Source organism: uncultured Maribacter sp., assembly GCF_963977385.1.
Taxonomy (GTDB): domain Bacteria; phylum Bacteroidota; class Bacteroidia; order Flavobacteriales; family Flavobacteriaceae; genus Maribacter.
Genome location: NZ_CAXBOU010000003.1, coordinates 176,517 through 193,479 on the forward strand (window position 1 = coordinate 176,517; position 16,963 = coordinate 193,479).

The following is a 16,963-nucleotide window of genomic DNA, read 5'->3' on the forward strand; positions in this document are numbered from 1 at the left end:
TTTCCAATTTAAAGTTTGAATTAACTCTAAATAAAAAAAATTGGTTACTCAAGAGAAGAGTAACCAAAATGTATTGTTTTATTTTGTAAGTGAAGTACGTGTGAAGTTAATGATAAACTTGTGGTTTATTTACCAGCTTCGCCAGCATACGCTTTCCAATCTTTTTCTTTGTAGATGTTATCTCCAAAATAACGAGCTATTTCCATGAACGGTTCTGGTTTTTGATATCCCGGTACCGGTGAAAGCATATTTAATTCTTCATCCAAGAAAATTGTAGTAGGGTAGCTTAAACGACCTTGCATTAAGGCAGCCGCAAATTCATGATATCCTTTTCTTCCAGAAGGGATGAATTTATATATCTTTCCTTTATACTCAATAGGTTCTTTACCTTCGCCATCAAACTTAACCATATAATAGTTTTCTGCCATGTAGGCAGCAACTTCTGGATTTTGAAAGGTATCCTTGTCCATTTTCTTACACCATCCACACCAATCGGTATAGACATCTATAAAAACTTTTTTTGGATTTTTATCTGATGCTACCAATTCGGTAGCTTCATTCCAAGAAAGCCAATTTACCTCTTGAGCAAATATAATGCTCGAAAAAAGTATGAAGGCAATAGATAAAACTGTTTTTAAAATATAAAGCGAATGCGATTTCATATATTTTTTTGAGATATTAGTCCAATAATAATATCAAAACTAACGCATTTTTACTTTCTTTATTTCACTTTGGCAATTTCTTTAACAGCGAACAAATCTTTAATATCCACTTGATTGCGTATTAAATCATCAAAAGTTTCACGCTCACGAATTAGAATTGCCTTTCCTTTATGCCAAAGAACTTCAGGGGGTCTAAATCTAGAGTTGTAGTTACTTGCCATGGTAAAGCAATACGCTCCTGCATTTTTAAAGCAAAGAATATCACCTTCGGTAATTTCATTTATTCTTTTATTACTAGCAAATGTATCTGTCTCACAGATGTAGCCAACAATAGAATAGTAGCGTTCTCTACCAGCTGAGTTAGATATGTTACTTATACTATGTGTAGCTCCATAAAGCATTGGTCTTATCAAATGATTGAAACCAGAATCTACACTTGCGAATACTGTTGAGGTTGTCTGTTTAACAACATTTACTTTAGCAAGAAAAACTCCTGCTTCACTTACCAAAAATTTACCAGGCTCAAATGCCAAAGTCAAATCTTTGCCATATTCTTTACAAAACTCATTGAAACGAGTGCTCAATTTTTTACCCAACTCTTCAACGTTGGTTTCAATATCGCCTTCTTTATAAGGAACTTTAAAGCCACTACCGAAATCGATAAAATCAAGATTTTTAAAATTTCGGGCCGTATCAAATAAGATTTCAGAAGCATAAAGGAATACATCGATATCTAAAATATCACTTCCAGTATGCATATGAATACCATTAATATTCATTTTGGTTAATTCTACAATACGAAGCAAATGTGGAATCTGATGAATACTGATTCCGAATTTTGAATCGATATGACCTACTGAAATATTAGAATTACCACCAGCCATTACATGTGGGTTAATTCGTATACAAACGGGTATATTAGGGTGCTTGCTACCAAACTGTTCTAATATAGATAAATTATCAATGTTGATGCGCACACCTAGTTTAGATGCTTCCTCAATTTCTTCAAGAGAAACGCCATTAGGTGTAAATATGATAGATTCTGGCTTAAAGCCTGCCAATAGACCTAATTGTACTTCTTGTATAGAAACGGTATCTAAACCACTACCAAGACTGTTCATTAATCTAAGAATAGTAATATTAGAAAGTGCTTTTGCGGCATAGTTTAGTTTTAATTTTTTCACCGAACCAAATGCTTTTGTCAATCTATTGAATTGAGAAATTATTTTTTCAGAGTCATAAACATAAACTGGATCACCAAAGGTTTTTGCTATTTGCAATAAATCCTCATTTTTCATACTATACAATTTTGGTCAAAGTTACTTTTCTAATTGGACAGGAACAAAAATAATCACATAAAAACAATAAAAATAACAAAATGTGATATTTGAAACAAATTCATATTTTATTTGTTTTGGCACAATGTAAAGTCCTTTGTAATTTTATAAAATGAAAATACCTTTATTTCCACTGCAGTCGATATTTTTTCCTGGTGAAACAGTACCACTTCATGTTTTTGAGGATCGTTATAAGCAATTGATAAATGATTGCAGAGAGGAAGCTATTACCTTTGGTATTCCGGTCTTTATAAACAATAAAATGGATTATGGTGTTGAAGTACAGTTGGTAGAAGTAGTAAGTACTTATGATAGTGGTGAAATGGATGTGGTATGTGTTGCACGGCAAGTCTTCAAACTTTTGGCTTTCGAGAATATTATTCCTGGTAAACTATATGCTGGTGGAATTGTAAAGTTGATTGATTATGATTATGAGGCACCCATAGAAAAAAAGCAAATTATTATAAATGGTATTCATCAGTTGTATACTTTAATGGAAATTCCTCTTAAAGAAATCAATGTAGACGAATTCAATAGTTTTACATTGGCGCACAAAATAGGACTATCATTCGAACAAGAATATCAACTTCTTCAGATACCTACAGAAAATGATCGTCTTAATTTCTTGAGCTTACATTTAACGTCAACAATTACGGTTTTGGCGGAGGTAGAAAGAACAAAGAAAACGATAGAGCTAAATGGACATTTTAAGAATTTTGACCCTCTAGATTTTAAAAATCTTAAAATGTAAGTATTAAATGCACCCAAAAAATGTTCATTTTATGAAATTTTGGTTGCGTTATTCAATTAATACAGATAGATATTTCAATTAATCACTTGTATTTTTAGATTATAACTTCCTGTTTCCTATTTTTGTCTAACAATTAAAATCACCATATATATGAACCTTCACGAATATCAAGGAAAAGAGATATTAGCAAGTTTTGGGGTGCGCATCCAAAGAGGAATAGTTGCCCATAATGCGAAAGAGGCTGTTGAAGCTGCAAAGCAATTAACTGCTGAAACCGGAACAGGATGGCATGTTATTAAAGCTCAGGTTCACGCAGGTGGTCGTGGTAAAGGTGGTGGTGTTAAATTGGCCAAAAACCTTAAAGAAGTTGAAGAAATAGCGAACCAGATTATCGGTATGAACTTAATTACGCCACAAACTTCTGCAGAAGGTAAGAAAGTTCATCAAATATTGGTAGCTGAGGATGTATACTACCCAGGAGATAGTGAAACTAAAGAGTTTTATATGTCTGTCCTATTAAATAGGGCTACGGGTAAGAATATGATTATGTATTCTACAGAAGGTGGTATGGACATTGAAGAAGTTGCTGAAAACACTCCTCATTTAATTTTTACTGAAGAAATTGATCCTGCAACAGGAATTTTGGGTTTTCAGGCTAGAAAAATAGCTTTTAACTTAGGACTTTCAGGTACAGCATTTAAGGAGATGACGAAATTCGTTTCTTCTTTATATAAAGCATATGTTGAAAGTGATTCAAGTATGTTTGAAATCAATCCTGTATTGAAAACTTCTGATGATAAGATTATGGCGGTAGATGCAAAAGTATCTATTGACGATAACGCACTTTTCCGCAGAAAGAAATATGCGGAAATGCGCGATTTAAGAGAAGAAAATCCGATTGAAGTCGAAGCGAGAGAAGTTGGACTTAACTATGTAGATTTAGACGGTAACGTTGGTTGTATGGTTAACGGAGCAGGTCTTGCTATGGCAACAATGGATTTAATTAAAATGGCAGGCGGTGAACCAGCTAATTTCTTAGATGTTGGTGGTACCGCAGATGCTAAAAGAGTTGAGGAAGCTTTTAGAATCATATTAAAAGATCCAAACGTAAAAGCAATTCTAATCAATATATTTGGTGGTATCGTTCGTTGTGACCGTGTAGCACAGGGTGTTGTTGATGCTTATAAGAATATGGGCGATTCAATGAAAGTGCCGATTATTGTAAGATTACAAGGAACTAATGCTGAATTGGCAAAAGAGATAATTGATAATTCTGGATTAGCGGTTCAATCGGCTGTTCTGTTTCAAGAAGCTGCAGATAAAGTTAAAGCTGTATTGGCTTAAACAAGTTTGCTTAACATATTATATAAAAGACCATTCTAATGAATGGTCTTTTTTTTATCTTAAAATTTCTCAATATGGCGACTTGTGTTCATATAATTTAAATTTAGTGTAATTGAAAACATGCTTAATCTGTGGTTAATGTTAACCGAATGAAATAATGGTTAAGACTTTTAAAATAGAAATTATCTGTTCTTTTGATGTTTATTTTTACTGGAAGTAATTGATGAATTTTAATTAAAAAGATGTTAAAATTGAAATAATCGGTAACATTATCAATTTTCAAGCGTCTTTTTAATAATTCATCATCAATCAATTATTAATCAATCTTCAGAATTTCTGGAGGAAAAACAAAAAGTCATGAGAAAATTAAGTTTAGTAGTCGTAGCTGCAATGCTATTTGCAACAGGTAATGTATTGGCAAACGATACAAAAAGTGAAAACCCAACAAAGAGTCTTTCTTCACAGATATCAGCAATGTTATCAGAAAATAATTTTTCTGGGGAGCAAGCTGATTTAACGGCTCAAGTTCGTTTTACGTTAAATACAGATGGCGAAATCGTAGTCTTATCTGTAAGTACTGATTTTGAGAAAATGGAAAGCTTTGTTAAGAATAAATTAAACTACCAGAAAGTAAATTTGAATGCGGTAAAAGAAGGTAAAATTTATACTATACCAGTTCGTGTAAAAGCCTAATTTTATTAAATGCCCACAAAGAAAAATCCTGCTGCACTAAAGTGTATCAGGATTTTTTCTTGTTTTTATATTTAACTGGAGTAATAGCTTTGTCGACTTTTTTCAGCTGTTTGCTTTTAAAATCTTCCCTAACATTAAATTTTTTAGCAGGCTTATCAGCAACTTTGGTTTTTTCTGAAAGAACGTCACCCGGGTTTTTCGGATTCTCCTTAGTTCCCCTAAGGTGAATTACCAATCCGTTCAAGAAATTACGTAACACTTGGTCACCACATTCCATATAATTAGGGTGTTCTTCATTTCTAAAAAAAGCACCTAGTTCACTTTTGGAAATTTTAAAATCTACTAGTTGAAGTATTTCAACAATTTCATCATCCCTGAATTTTAAGGCTACTCTTAATTTTTTAAATATATCGTTATTGGTCATACTAATAATTTAAGCACTGCAAGTTATTATAAAATTATGTACTCATTGAGTTGTGTACTGTGTTTTTTAATTGGAAACGGTTGTTTGTATAGTCTGAGAATTCTGATTTTAGCTTTATTCTTAAGAAGTGAATTCATTTGAATATGAAATAAATAAGGTTTTTGTCACTTCTTGGGATTTAAAGAAATTGAAGTAAACATTCTATAAAAAATACGATTGATTAAAATTTTGAGTTAGTATTATGAATGTCAATATACTTGATTGATTTATGCAAACGGAAAAAGAGAAGCTTAGTATTTTGTCAGAAATGATTGCGTTTGCCAAAGTCAATAATAAGATAAAGGAAACAGAATATGACTTTTTGTTTTCTGTAGCCCAGCAGTTAGAGGTGAGTAAGAAAACGTTCGATAGTTTGTTTACACAGAATGTTGAGCACATAATACTTAAATCTCAATCTGAACGTATTGTACAGTTCCATAGATTGTTATTATTGATGAATGTTGATGATCAACAAGAAATGATTGAAATAAAACGAATACATGATATCGGTTTAAAAATGGGTTTGCCACCTGGTGCAATTCAACAAGTGTTAGCGATAATGCATAAGTATCCAAATAAAATAGTTCCTCCAGATTTATTAATAGCAATTTTTAAGGCACACTACAATTAGGACCAAGAAATAAATTCAGCATCAATCTTAGATAAATCTCTTTTATTCTTAATGTTCAGTTTTGCATCTTCTCTCAATTCATTAATTTCAATTTCAATATCTGTTAATTGATTAGAATTAATAACATGAGATGAGAGTGTTTTTAGCATGTGCATCAATTTTCTCATAACCGTTATATCATGTTTGCAATATTGACGATAAGTAGCCATTACATTGTAAAGTATTTCTGAAAATTTAGAGCATTTTGTATACACCCAATTATTTCCATCTGCATCATTTACATATTCATATTCCTGTTTTTTCATTAAGGATATAAATAATGAGGCTAGGTAATCAATGGTATTTAAAGCAGTGCCTGGGTCGTTTATTCCGGGTGACATAGCTTTAACTCCAATCTCTGATATTTGTCTAAAACCATAAATATAATTTTCACCTATAAGCTCTTCGTGGCTAAAAAGTAGGGTGTCCATTATTTTGCGTTTTAATTCCTCATCAATAGGTTTTTTAGTTAAAAGTCCGATGGTGCCGTCAATGATAAATTGACCTTTAAATAGTTGTATTGTAGCCTGTGTATTGTTTTCCTTACATAATTTCATTAGGTCATCTTTAAGTAATCCATAAAAATAACCTGACTTCGTAATTTCATATTTTTCCCAATATTCGGTTTCAGGAAAATCAAATGACTTCCCTTTCTCATTGTCAAGAATATGTTCAATTTCAGACTTTGTTCTTTTATGAATATCTATTAAAATATTACCGACCTGTATGGCTTGTGAAATATGATGAATGAAGTAAATGAATGCCGCTAAACAAAATACGGTTAAAATAATACCTATTAGAACAGAAAACCCCGGTGTTTGATAAGAGTTGTCAGTAGGTTCTATAGAAATTAGAATAAAGATGTTGTAAAGTATAGTAGCTATATATAGCCCTAATACAAATTGGTGCTTTTCGTCTGAAATTATACCAGGTAATACTCGGGGTGAGAAATTACTTGATGCTTGGTTCAATAAAACCATGACCATAGAAAAACTAAAGACCGTTAAAGAAAATAACCCTCCGATTAAAGTGCTCAAGATTGTTTTAGCTGTATCGGTATCATCAATAACCAAACCTGGTGCTACATCAATTAAATAGGTAGAGATGTCTAACTGCTCTAAATAAATCATTAAGAATGCAAGTACTAACCCGGCAAGCGAAATTATAGTTGGGAAGAAGGCGATTTTAGTACGAATTTGCTGTAGGAAGTTAGTAAGTCTGTTCATGAATTAATTTCTATGATAAAACTAATAAAAGAAATACCTATTAAATGGCTGATTTAATCAAATTAAAGACTCAAAAACAAATCATACAGACAAAATGTCATAGTTATTATCACATTTAGTGACACAATGACATTAAAAATTAAATGGTATATAGTTTGTTCTAACACTAACAATTAATAAAACAATTTATTTAAAATATACTATTATGAGTTTAACAAAAAGAAATGAAATGATGTTCCCGGCATTAATGAACGAATTATTGAGACCAGATTGGTTCGGTGGAACACAAAATGTAAGAGCTGCGGTACCGGCAGTAAATATTAAAGAGAACGAAGAGAACTTTGAATTGGAACTTTTTGTACCGGGTAGGAGTAAGGATGAGCTTATTATTGAAATTGATGATTCTGTTTTAACTATTTCATCTGAAACTAAGGAGGAGAAAGAAGAAACTAAAGAAAATTTTACAAGAAGAGAATTTACGCTTTCATCTTTTAAAAGAACTTTTTCGCTTCCTGAGACGGTGGCTACAGATAAAATTGAAGCCTCTTATAATGATGGAATTCTAAAATTCAATCTTCCGAAGAAAGAAGAGGCGTTACCAAAACCAAAACGTAAAATTGAGTTATCTTAAATATAAAATTTTTTAGGTTGGTTTGAGTTGTTTGTTAAAAGTGCTTTGAGAAATCAAAGCACTTTTTTTATGGTAACGGTTCTGTTAATATTGCTAAACAAGATACTATACCTTCTCTATAATTCCCTATCCGTAAATTCTCGTCAGGCCCATGTATATTGTTATCTGGATTAGGTATTCTAATGGATACTGCGGGAATGTTCAAGGTTTGTATAAATGGAGCCATAGGTTGAGAACCGCCTGTAGTTCTCATATTAACAATCTTGTCTCCAAATACTCTTTGAAGAGCTGAGTTTAAAAATTTTCCGATATCAGTGTCCATGTCTGTTCTAAAGGGCTTTGAACCTATTCGGTATTCAAAGACGCAAGTTTCTTAAAAGTGGCTCTATCTTCACTACTGGGTACAGAATCGACTAAATGATAGCCTTGCTCCATGATATGATTTCGTAGTAATTCTAATTGCCTTTCTGCAGGTGTTTCGGGTACTAATCTCATATCTATTTCGATAATAACATCTTCAGGTATTAAGGTGCGTACTTCTATACCCGTGTAGGCAGCTTTCAGTCCTCTTATGTTTAAGCTAGGATACTGTAATGCTTCTTGGTAGGTGGGTGCTACCTCTTCAGACTTTGATATTCCAAGTCTGATAATTAGACTATCGTTGTTTTCAGGTATTGTGGCTAGTAATTGCTTGTCACGAGCGGTTAAAATGACACCATCATAAAACCCTGGTATCTGCACAATACCACGTTCATCTTTTAAACTGCTTATTAATCGTGCAGCTTCAAAAACCGGATTAGGTGCATAATTTCCATATTGACCACTATGAAGTGCATATTTTGGTCCGAATACTTTTATAGTTGCAGTTGTGATTCCTCGAGCACCATAAGTTAATGTTGGTAAATTTGAAAGGTGTCTTGTGCCATCCATAATAAAAAGCATTTCAGCACTCAATAAATCTTTGTTTTCTAAAACTGCTTTAGGTAAATCTGGGGAACCTAACTCTTCTTGGAAATCCATAATCACTTTTATGTTGTATTGCGGATTTATGTTTTGCTTTTGAAGAATTTGTAAAGCGGAAATTAATGACATCGCCGGACCTTTTGAATCGGATGCGGATCGTGCAAAAATTCTCCAGTTATCATCATAAATATTTTGGTTCGAATCAATTTTTATTGGACTCCAAATTCCATTTTTTAATTCTTTAATTATAGGTGTGAATGGGTCGGGTTGTGACCAAGCGGAACTGTCAACAGGTTGCCCATCAATCTGTAAATAGAAGAGAATGCTTTTGAAATTTTTTTTATATATTTTTTCCGCCAAAAGGAGGGGAGCACCATCGGTTTTTATGGTCTGGGTTTTGAAGTTTAATTTTGTAAAAACACTATCACACCAGTGTTTATTCTGGTCAATTTGTTTTCGGTAATTACCGTCATTTTGTAGTTTCAAAAAATGGTGTAAATTCGTAAAAGCTACATTGAATTTTTCATTAGTAAGTGATTTTAATTCTTCGCTTTTTAAGTTTTGACAATGGCTACTATAGCTGCTTAAAACACCTAAGAAGAATACCACTAAAACTTTCCGTTTTTCCATTTTTGTATAGGTGTAAATCGATTTAGTCTTATCTAAAAATTATATATAAAATACTTTTTACCAGATAGTTATGTGATTTTAATTAATATTTTTATTTATATTTTTTAGAAATTGTAAAATTTCACTGAAATCGGACTTATTCTTGTTCTTGCAACGATTTTATTTCATCTCTCAACTTTGCAGCTTGCATAAAATCAAGTTCTTTTGCAGCCTTTTCCATAGCCTTTCTTTTTTCTTTTATCATCTTCTCAACTTGCTCTTTGGTCATGTATTCTAAGTCAGGTTCAGCGGCACGTAATTCCTCTTTTATAAAGTGATAAGTTGAGACTGAATTTTTGGATAAAACATTGTCCAAACTTTTGTTCAAAGCTTTTGGAATTTGATTATTATCGGTGTTGTATTTTATCTGTTTTTCACGTCTATAATTTGTTTCGTCAATCGTTTTTTGCATGCTATTTGTTATCTTATCCGCATACATAATTGCCTTGCCATTTAGGTGTCTTGCAGCTCTACCAACGGTCTGGGTAAGTGATCTATTGCTACGTAGAAATCCTTCTTTATCCGCATCTAAAATTGCGACTAAAGATACCTCTGGCAGGTCCAATCCTTCACGTAATAAATTTACTCCAATGAGCACATCAAAGATTCCTTTTCGTAAATCTTGCATGATTTCAACTCGTTCTAAGGTGTCTACATCACTATGGATATATCTACATCTCACGTTAATTCTATCCAGATATTTTGCCAATTCTTCGGCCATTCTTTTGGTTAATGTTGTAACTAAAGTCCGTTCATCTTTTTCAACCCGCTGATGAATTTCTTCCACCAAATCATCTATTTGATTTAGACTTGGTCTAACTTCTATAATAGGGTCTAATAAGCCAGTTGGTCTAATTACTTGTTCAACATATACACCTTGACTTAGTTGTAGTTCATAATCTGCTGGTGTAGCACTGACATATAAAACTTGATTTTGTAGCGCTTCGAACTCTTCGAATTTAAGTGGTCTGTTATCCATTGCGGCAGGCAATCGAAACCCGTAGTCTACTAAATTTACTTTTCGCGATCGGTCACCACCATACATCGCGTGTACTTGTGGTATGGTCACATGACTTTCATCAATAACCATTAAATAATCATCGGGAAAATAATCTAAAAGACAGAATGGTCTTGTGCCTGGTTCTCGACCATCTAAATATCTTGAGTAATTTTCAATACCTGAGCAATAACCAAGCTCACGTATCATCTCTAAATCGAAATTTGTACGCTCTTCTAAACGTTTTGCCTCGAGAGGTTTGGCTATATCTTTGAAGTAATTGATTTGTTTAACTAAATCGTCTTGAATGCTATGAATAGCATTCTGTAAGACATCTTTGGAGGTAACGAACATATTAGCCGGATAAATAGTAAGTGTCTCGTAAACTTCTATTATACTATTGTTAAACGGGTCAAAAGCTTCTATTTCTTCTATTTCATCACCAAAGAAATGAATTCTATAAGCATGGTCGGCATAACTAGGGAAGACATCTACAACATCACCTTTTACTCGAAAGTTTCCATTCTTAAATTCGGCCATTGTTCTCGAATACAGCGATTGAACCAATTGATGCATTAGCTTGGTTCTAGCAATAACTTGGTCTTTTTTAATGGAGATTACATTTTTTTGAAATTCTACTGGGTTTCCAATACCATACAAGCAAGAGACCGAAGCAATAACGATTACATCTCTTCTGCCCGAAAGTAGAGAAGAAGTAGTGCTAAGTCGTAATTTTTCAATATCCTCATTAATAGAAAGATCTTTCTCAATATATACACCACTCGTAGGTATAAATGCCTCAGGTTGATAGTAATCGTAATATGATACAAAATACTCAACCGCATTATCTGGAAAAAACTGTTTAAACTCAGAGTAAAGTTGAGCTGCCAACGTTTTGTTGTGTGCCAGTATTAAGGTTGGTTTTTGAACTTCTTCAATAACATTAGCCACTGTAAATGTTTTCCCAGAGCCAGTTACCCCTAATAAAGTTTGATATTTTTCATTTTCATTCAATCCTTTTACCAATTCTTTAATGGCATTCGGCTGATCTCCTGTTGGCTTAAATTCTGATACTACTTTGAATTTCATGTATTGTAATTCTCTTTTTGAAGTCTAAACTGACTTGCTTAAAAATTCATCTTGCATCGGTATTTGTAAGTGGAAGCTAATTAAAAATCCATTATGCTGATACTTAGTATAAAAATACGAAAGACGAATTTTATATTAGACGTATGCCCGTACGATTTCTATCACCTTTTTAAAGAAAAATGACCAATAATTTCTTGTCTATTTAGAAAGCTTGCTTTGAACCAGTAATCTGACTCTGGTAAAGCTTTATTGTTGAAAGTTCGGTCCCAACCTTTTTCTTTCGGATTAATTTGTTTTAGTAAACCACCATACTGGTTGAATATAAAAATTATATCGAATACAGATTCGAAGTTTTCTGGCGGAGGAACAAATTGCCAATAGTCATTTATGCCATCTCCATTTGGGGTGAAAAATACAGGAAAATCAGTGGACGTTATATCTCTATCTACAGACCTTTCTATGATTCCACAACCATTTTTATCGCGTACATATGCGATATGTGGACCTTGCGGTATGTTGTTGAAGATTGGAATATCTTGATATGGGCCGTCTCGGTTGTCTAAAGCATATTCATATTGACCGCCGCCTGTGGCAGAAATGGTAATTGTTTTACCATTTAAAAAGTTAACAACATCAATTGCTGTAATAGTAGCTGATTCCGAGGCTACAATATCAAATAGTTTAGAACTAGAACATTCTATAACTCCATTTTCGATGGTGATGGTATTGTAAGCTTCAAATCGATATCTGCCAGGTGTCGAAATGTTTACACTTCGTGATTGTGACATTAAAGATTCTTCACTACCACTATTGGTGAGATACCATCTGAATCCGTCTGCATCATCATCAGTAGTTATTGAATATGGCAGTTCATCACTACAAATGCCTACAATGTTTGGTAGGTTGATTTGTGGAGCGAGGTATACTAGCTCGCCAGTAATATCATTAATATAAGGGTCACAAACGTATAAGGCAAAGCTTGTAGTGAAGAATTCTTCTGAGCAGGACATCGCTGTTCCAATATCGTTATACGGAACAATGCGTACATAAATTGAAGAGTTTTGCGGTAAGTCCTCTGGTGGGTCGTAGCTTAAAACATTCTGTACATCTAAGTTATCGACAAGGTCGGTTCCATTTGGCGTGGTACCCATAGTTAGTCTATAGCCGTTAGCTCCAGGAACATAAGCCCATTCTAAATCAGTTATTATAGTAACGCTACCAGCGTTATTGTCTGGTGCTATTAAAATAGAGCATGATGGTTCAGAAGTTGTTGCAGTAGTTGTAAAGGAAATTTCTTGACATGCAATAGGTGGGCCATCAAAAGGTACTAAACTCAAAGTTGCATAAAGGCTAGTATTGTCGGGAAAGCCTAAAGACGGAGTGTAAGATATGTCGGTGCCAATAGGTTTTCTGTCAAGTATATCATTTCCCATAGGTGTTGTACCAATAGATAATAAATAACCATTATAACCTAAAACTTCTGGCCAAGTTAACGTAGCGTCTAAGGGTATCTCTGTAGCTCCATTAATTGGATAACTGAATTTCGGACAGTCCTGAGCTGATAAAAATGAGCAGGTTAAAAAAATGCCCAAGTACTTCAGAACAAGAAACATTTCTTTTAAATTCATTTATTTCAAATTTTTCATTTATCGCTTTAAGCTAAAATGACCTTTAATTACCCTATTATTATTTGATATTGCCTTAAACCAATAATTAGATTCGGGCAGTGCGCTTCCATTAAAATTTCCGTTCCATCCTTTTGAATTGGGGAGTATCTGTGCTAAGAGCGCTCCAAACTTATCAAAAATCCATATGTTCAATACATTATTTTCACCGGTTGCGATATGTGGTATAAATTGCCAATAGTCATTTACACCATCTCCATTAGGAGTGAAAAAATTGGGAAATCCTTCAACCGTTAAATCTTGTTCAATAAGTTGATTCACAATGCCACATCCGCCTTTATCACGAACATAAATGGTATGATTTTCAAGGGTTATTCCATTAAACCTATTGCTGTCTTGGTATGGACCATTTTCATTGTCTAACGCATATTCAAAGATTCCAGACTTTGTGGTCAGCACTTCATAATTACTTGTATTGGCTAGGTTGGTAACCAATATATTTTTAATCACAGGTAATTGGGAGGCTTCGACTCTAAAGGACTTTGAGGACGAACACTCAAATGATCTGCCTGAGTCTTCGAATACTGAATAGACTTCGTAAACATAGTCACCAACTTCTGAAATAGAGACTTCTGCAGATGATGATAGTAATGTTTCATTTCCTGTGCCATTGACCTTGAACCATCTATAACCATCAGCTTGATCGGTTGCAGAAACTATATTTGATTCATTATCTATACAAATGGTAACAGTATCGGGGAAAGTTATTTTGGGATTTAAGACTTGTAATTCACCAGTTAAAGGGTCAAAATATGGACCACAGCCAAGTAGGGTAGAAAAGGTTTCTTGTGAACACCCTATAGCATCACCCGCATCGTTAAATGGAATTATGGTTATGAAGAAAGTGCGGTTAGGTTCAAAATCAATAACTATGGTAGATGTTTTAAAGAATAGCGCATCTTCTAGTATATTGGACTCAAAGGGAGATGTGCCTATAGTAACTCTATAACCTATTGCGTTGGGTACTTCGTTCCATTCTAAAACAGGACTTAAAGGAATGTTTGTTTCCCCATCGATTGGTGTAATCATGGTGGTACAGAATGGTAAATCGGCCGTAGTAGCCGTGGTGAATATAGAAGCGCTACAGCCTACTGATAACCCGATTCTATTATAAGGTATGATGGTAATATAAATAATTGTTTCTTGTGGCAAATCTGTGGTCGAATTATAGATTAAGGTATTGCCTACATCAACATTATCAATTATTTCGCCTCCATTTGTTGAAGTGCCAATTGTTAGATAATAACCTGTAGCGTCTGAGGCGGCATTCCAAATAATGTTAGTTGCTGTGTTTACTTCTAATGCATTTTCTTTTGGAATATTGAATGTGGTGCATTTTGGCGCTTCACTCAGTATGGCTGTTGTGAAACTTTGACTGTCGCAAACAATATTTGGTTGATTAAAGAAGAAAAGAGTAATCGTTACAAATATTTCTGTGTTCTCTGGTAAACCTGTTGAGGGTGTGTAACTGTTCAATCCACCTACATTTTGCTCGTTTAAAATATCGACTCCACCTTCGGTTGTGCCTAAAGATAAAATATACCCGGGCACACCAGTAACAGGTTCCCATTGAATAGTTGAATTCAGTGGTGCTAAGTCAGAACCGTTTAATGGATTTAAAAGTTCGGGGCAATCTTGGGCTACAACTTGTGAAATAGCTATGAAAAAGGCTATGAAAGTTAATGGCATAGCCAAAACCTTTGATAAACATATGTCCCAATTCTTTTTCATAGTAGGTTCGTAAACATTACAATATACTACAAAATGAAAATTAACCCTTTCGAAAGCGTATTAAATAGGATTAAAGACGAATCTATTAGGCGTATTAGAGGTCTCGTTTTTTTAAGATAGCATATGAACCATAAATAAAAATTGCTGTCCAAGCCATTACAATTAGAATTTCATACCAATGAACAGCATAATCAAGACTTAATTCCTCTCCCATTTGGTTTACTACAGATTGTACTGCACCTAATCTTGAAAAAGGTTCTTTGATAAGGTTGAACATAGATTGTAGGGGAAAAAAGCCCATGATGATATCAGTTGTTTCACCATCAAATAATTTCCATCGGATAATACCTCTAAAAATACCTTCAAAAACTTGCCAAAGAATTAAAAATCCTAGAGCGAAAGCTGAACGCTTAACTAGAACCCCTAAAAACAGACAAAAGGAGAAGAAACCTGTTAGTTTGACGAAAAATGCTACTAAAAATTCTAAGTCGGTTAGGATAATAGATATTTCATTATAATCCGAATAAACTAAGCCTAAAATAAGGGATACAATAAAAACAAAGACTGTTGATATAAGCGAAAATGAGATAACTGTCAAGAATTTTGAAAGTATAAATTCCTTTTTAGAAAGGCCGTCAATTAAGTTCTGTTTTATGGTCTTGTTGCTGTATTCATTAGACATCATTGAAACTATCACAATTGCTAAGAATAATTTAAAGAATGCTGTAATAAAAGTGTTGAAGTGCCATATGTATGGGAAATTAAAAATTCCCTGATCTGCCATATGAAATTGAATAGGACCAATATCAAACTTAATAGCTGCAACTAATGCAATGGAAGTTAAAAGAGTGAAGTATGAAATAATCAACACTTTACTGGCTCTATTATTCCAAAGTTTTATAAATTCTATTTGTAGTAATCGTATCATTATCGGGTGGTTTTAGGCTTTTGCGTTTTTAGTCAATTCTAAAAACTGTTCTTCTAGACTTTCTTTTCTTTTGACCAAATGAGAAACTACAAAACCGTTTTCAAACAGTATTTTGTTCAATTTTTGGGCATCTAATTCTGTGGTTAGAAAGGCTGTGAGTAAACCGTTTTCTGATTTTATCTCACCGAAATGTTCATTTGTTTTCAAAAAAGATTGCAAACCATCCATATCGGAGGTTTTAAGTTCAAAAAAGCCGAAACTTGTTTTTAGACTATCTACCCTACCTGAATATAATTTTTCTCCTTTTCTCAGAATGACCACATGAGTACATACTTTTTCAACTTCATCCAATAAATGAGATGCCAATAATATTGTAGTTCCCTTTGCGGCAATGGTTTTAATTATTTCACGTATTTGGTGAATACCTTGTGGGTCAAGACCATTGGTAGGTTCATCTAGAATCAATATTTCTGGGTCATTTAACAAAGCGGAGGCAATGGCCAAGCGTTGCTTCATACCTAGAGAAAAAGTTTTGAATTTGCTATTCTTTCTTTCTAGCAAACCAACTAACTCTAATTTCTCCTCTATTTTATTTTTTTCTACATCCTTGATTTTGCAAACTAACTTCAAATTTTGAAGAGCAGTCATGTATGGGTAAAAGTTTGGACGCTCAATAATGGCACCCACTTTTTTTAATGCTTGATGGGTAGTTTCTTGTCCGTTAAACCATGAGAATTCGCCACTTGTTTTATTGACCACGTTTAATACAATGCCGAGAGTAGTTGATTTACCACTACCGTTTGGGCCAAGAATGCCATAAACATTTCCTTTTTCAATTGAAAACGATAAATCTTTTACTGCTGTTAGGTAACCGAATTTTTTAGTAAGGTGATCGACTGTTAGAATTGTGCTCACGTCAAGTGTTTTTTTGATAGGTTATATCTACTTGACGAAAAACTTTACCTATTGTTACATTTTAATATGAATATCTCTTTGCACTAAAGGCGAATTTGTTTTTTACACGTAACTATTTCAAATTTCTTTACTGCTATTATCTCTACTTAATGGCCGTTTTAAGTAGTTTATGTATCAATTTGGTCTTGATTAGTACTCTAAGTATAACC

At 33.5% G+C, this 16,963-nt stretch carries 16 protein-coding genes; 5 read left to right on the top strand and 11 right to left on the bottom strand.

The features are described from left to right. Positions 1-125: 125 nt before the first annotated feature. Together AAC084_RS06190 and lysA are read right to left on the bottom strand one after the other, a co-directional pair. Positions 126-662: a DUF255 domain-containing protein gene (locus AAC084_RS06190; RefSeq protein ID WP_339838341.1), complete on the bottom strand. Its 537-nt coding sequence runs from the start codon at positions 660-662 to the stop codon at positions 126-128. 59 nt (positions 663-721) lie between these two features. Beyond that, positions 722-1,960, bottom strand: a complete 1,239-nt coding sequence (gene lysA, locus AAC084_RS06195; protein WP_339838343.1) for a diaminopimelate decarboxylase — start codon at positions 1,958-1,960, stop codon at positions 722-724. A 151-nt stretch (positions 1,961-2,111) separates the two neighbouring features. Between lysA and AAC084_RS06200 the strand changes: the two genes are divergently transcribed. The 3 genes from AAC084_RS06200 (at position 2,112) to AAC084_RS06210 (ending at position 4,787) form a co-directional block, all read left to right on the top strand. Further along, entirely contained in the window at positions 2,112-2,750 is a 639-nt protein-coding gene (locus tag AAC084_RS06200; protein WP_339838346.1) for an LON peptidase substrate-binding domain-containing protein, read from the top strand. A gap of 150 nt (positions 2,751-2,900) precedes the next feature. Beyond that, positions 2,901-4,094: an ADP-forming succinate--CoA ligase subunit beta gene (sucC, locus tag AAC084_RS06205; RefSeq protein WP_339838349.1), complete on the top strand. Its 1,194-nt coding sequence runs from the start codon at positions 2,901-2,903 to the stop codon at positions 4,092-4,094. A 357-nt stretch (positions 4,095-4,451) separates the two neighbouring features. Next, a complete protein-coding gene (locus AAC084_RS06210) occupies positions 4,452-4,787 on the top strand; it encodes a hypothetical protein (RefSeq protein ID WP_339838352.1) in 336 nt (111 codons plus the stop codon). Between the two features lie 46 nt (positions 4,788-4,833). Here the strand turns inward: AAC084_RS06210 and AAC084_RS06215 are convergent, their stop codons facing one another. After that, complete coding sequence (locus tag AAC084_RS06215) at positions 4,834-5,211, bottom strand: DUF1456 family protein (RefSeq protein WP_339838355.1); 378 nt, start codon at positions 5,209-5,211, stop codon at positions 4,834-4,836. A gap of 268 nt (positions 5,212-5,479) precedes the next feature. Here AAC084_RS06215 and AAC084_RS06220 point away from each other — a divergent pair, with 268 nt between their 5' ends. Beyond that, positions 5,480-5,881, top strand: coding sequence for a TerB family tellurite resistance protein (locus AAC084_RS06220; protein ID WP_339838357.1), 402 nt, complete (start codon positions 5,480-5,482; stop codon positions 5,879-5,881). Here the strand turns inward: AAC084_RS06220 and AAC084_RS06225 are convergent. Beyond that, complete coding sequence (locus AAC084_RS06225) at positions 5,878-7,146, bottom strand: DUF2254 domain-containing protein (RefSeq protein WP_339838360.1); 1,269 nt, start codon at positions 7,144-7,146, stop codon at positions 5,878-5,880. The two genes, AAC084_RS06220 and AAC084_RS06225, sit on opposite strands and share 4 nt — an antisense overlap. A gap of 205 nt (positions 7,147-7,351) precedes the next feature. On the opposite strand from AAC084_RS06225, the gene AAC084_RS06230 reads away from it, so the two are divergent. Next, positions 7,352-7,777: an Hsp20/alpha crystallin family protein gene (locus AAC084_RS06230; protein WP_339838363.1), complete on the top strand. Its 426-nt coding sequence runs from the start codon at positions 7,352-7,354 to the stop codon at positions 7,775-7,777. A gap of 67 nt (positions 7,778-7,844) precedes the next feature. Here the strand turns inward: AAC084_RS06230 and AAC084_RS06235 are convergent, their stop codons facing one another. From AAC084_RS06235 to AAC084_RS06265, 7 genes are all read right to left on the bottom strand, one after another. Then, positions 7,845-8,099, bottom strand: coding sequence for a hypothetical protein (locus AAC084_RS06235; protein ID WP_339838366.1), 255 nt, complete (start codon positions 8,097-8,099; stop codon positions 7,845-7,847). Positions 8,100-8,122: 23 nt separating this feature from the next. Then, positions 8,123-9,370 carry a M20/M25/M40 family metallo-hydrolase gene (locus AAC084_RS06240; RefSeq protein ID WP_339838369.1) on the bottom strand — a complete coding sequence of 416 codons (1,248 nt, stop codon included), beginning with the start codon at positions 9,368-9,370 and terminating at the stop codon, positions 8,123-8,125. 136 nt (positions 9,371-9,506) lie between these two features. Further along, positions 9,507-11,495, bottom strand: coding sequence for an excinuclease ABC subunit UvrB (uvrB, locus tag AAC084_RS06245; RefSeq protein WP_339838371.1), 1,989 nt, complete (start codon positions 11,493-11,495; stop codon positions 9,507-9,509). A 161-nt stretch (positions 11,496-11,656) separates the two neighbouring features. Further along, positions 11,657-13,123 (bottom strand): T9SS type B sorting domain-containing protein, encoded by a 1,467-nt coding sequence (locus tag AAC084_RS06250; protein WP_339838374.1) that lies wholly within the window; start codon positions 13,121-13,123, stop codon positions 11,657-11,659. An 18-nt stretch (positions 13,124-13,141) separates the two neighbouring features. After that, entirely contained in the window at positions 13,142-14,911 is a 1,770-nt protein-coding gene (locus AAC084_RS06255; protein WP_339838377.1) for a T9SS type B sorting domain-containing protein, read from the bottom strand. A gap of 94 nt (positions 14,912-15,005) precedes the next feature. After that, positions 15,006-15,839: an ABC transporter permease gene (locus AAC084_RS06260; protein ID WP_339838380.1), complete on the bottom strand. Its 834-nt coding sequence runs from the start codon at positions 15,837-15,839 to the stop codon at positions 15,006-15,008. Positions 15,840-15,851: 12 nt separating this feature from the next. After that, complete coding sequence (locus AAC084_RS06265; RefSeq protein ID WP_339838383.1) at positions 15,852-16,754, bottom strand: ABC transporter ATP-binding protein; 903 nt, start codon at positions 16,752-16,754, stop codon at positions 15,852-15,854. Positions 16,755-16,963 lie beyond the last annotated feature (209 nt).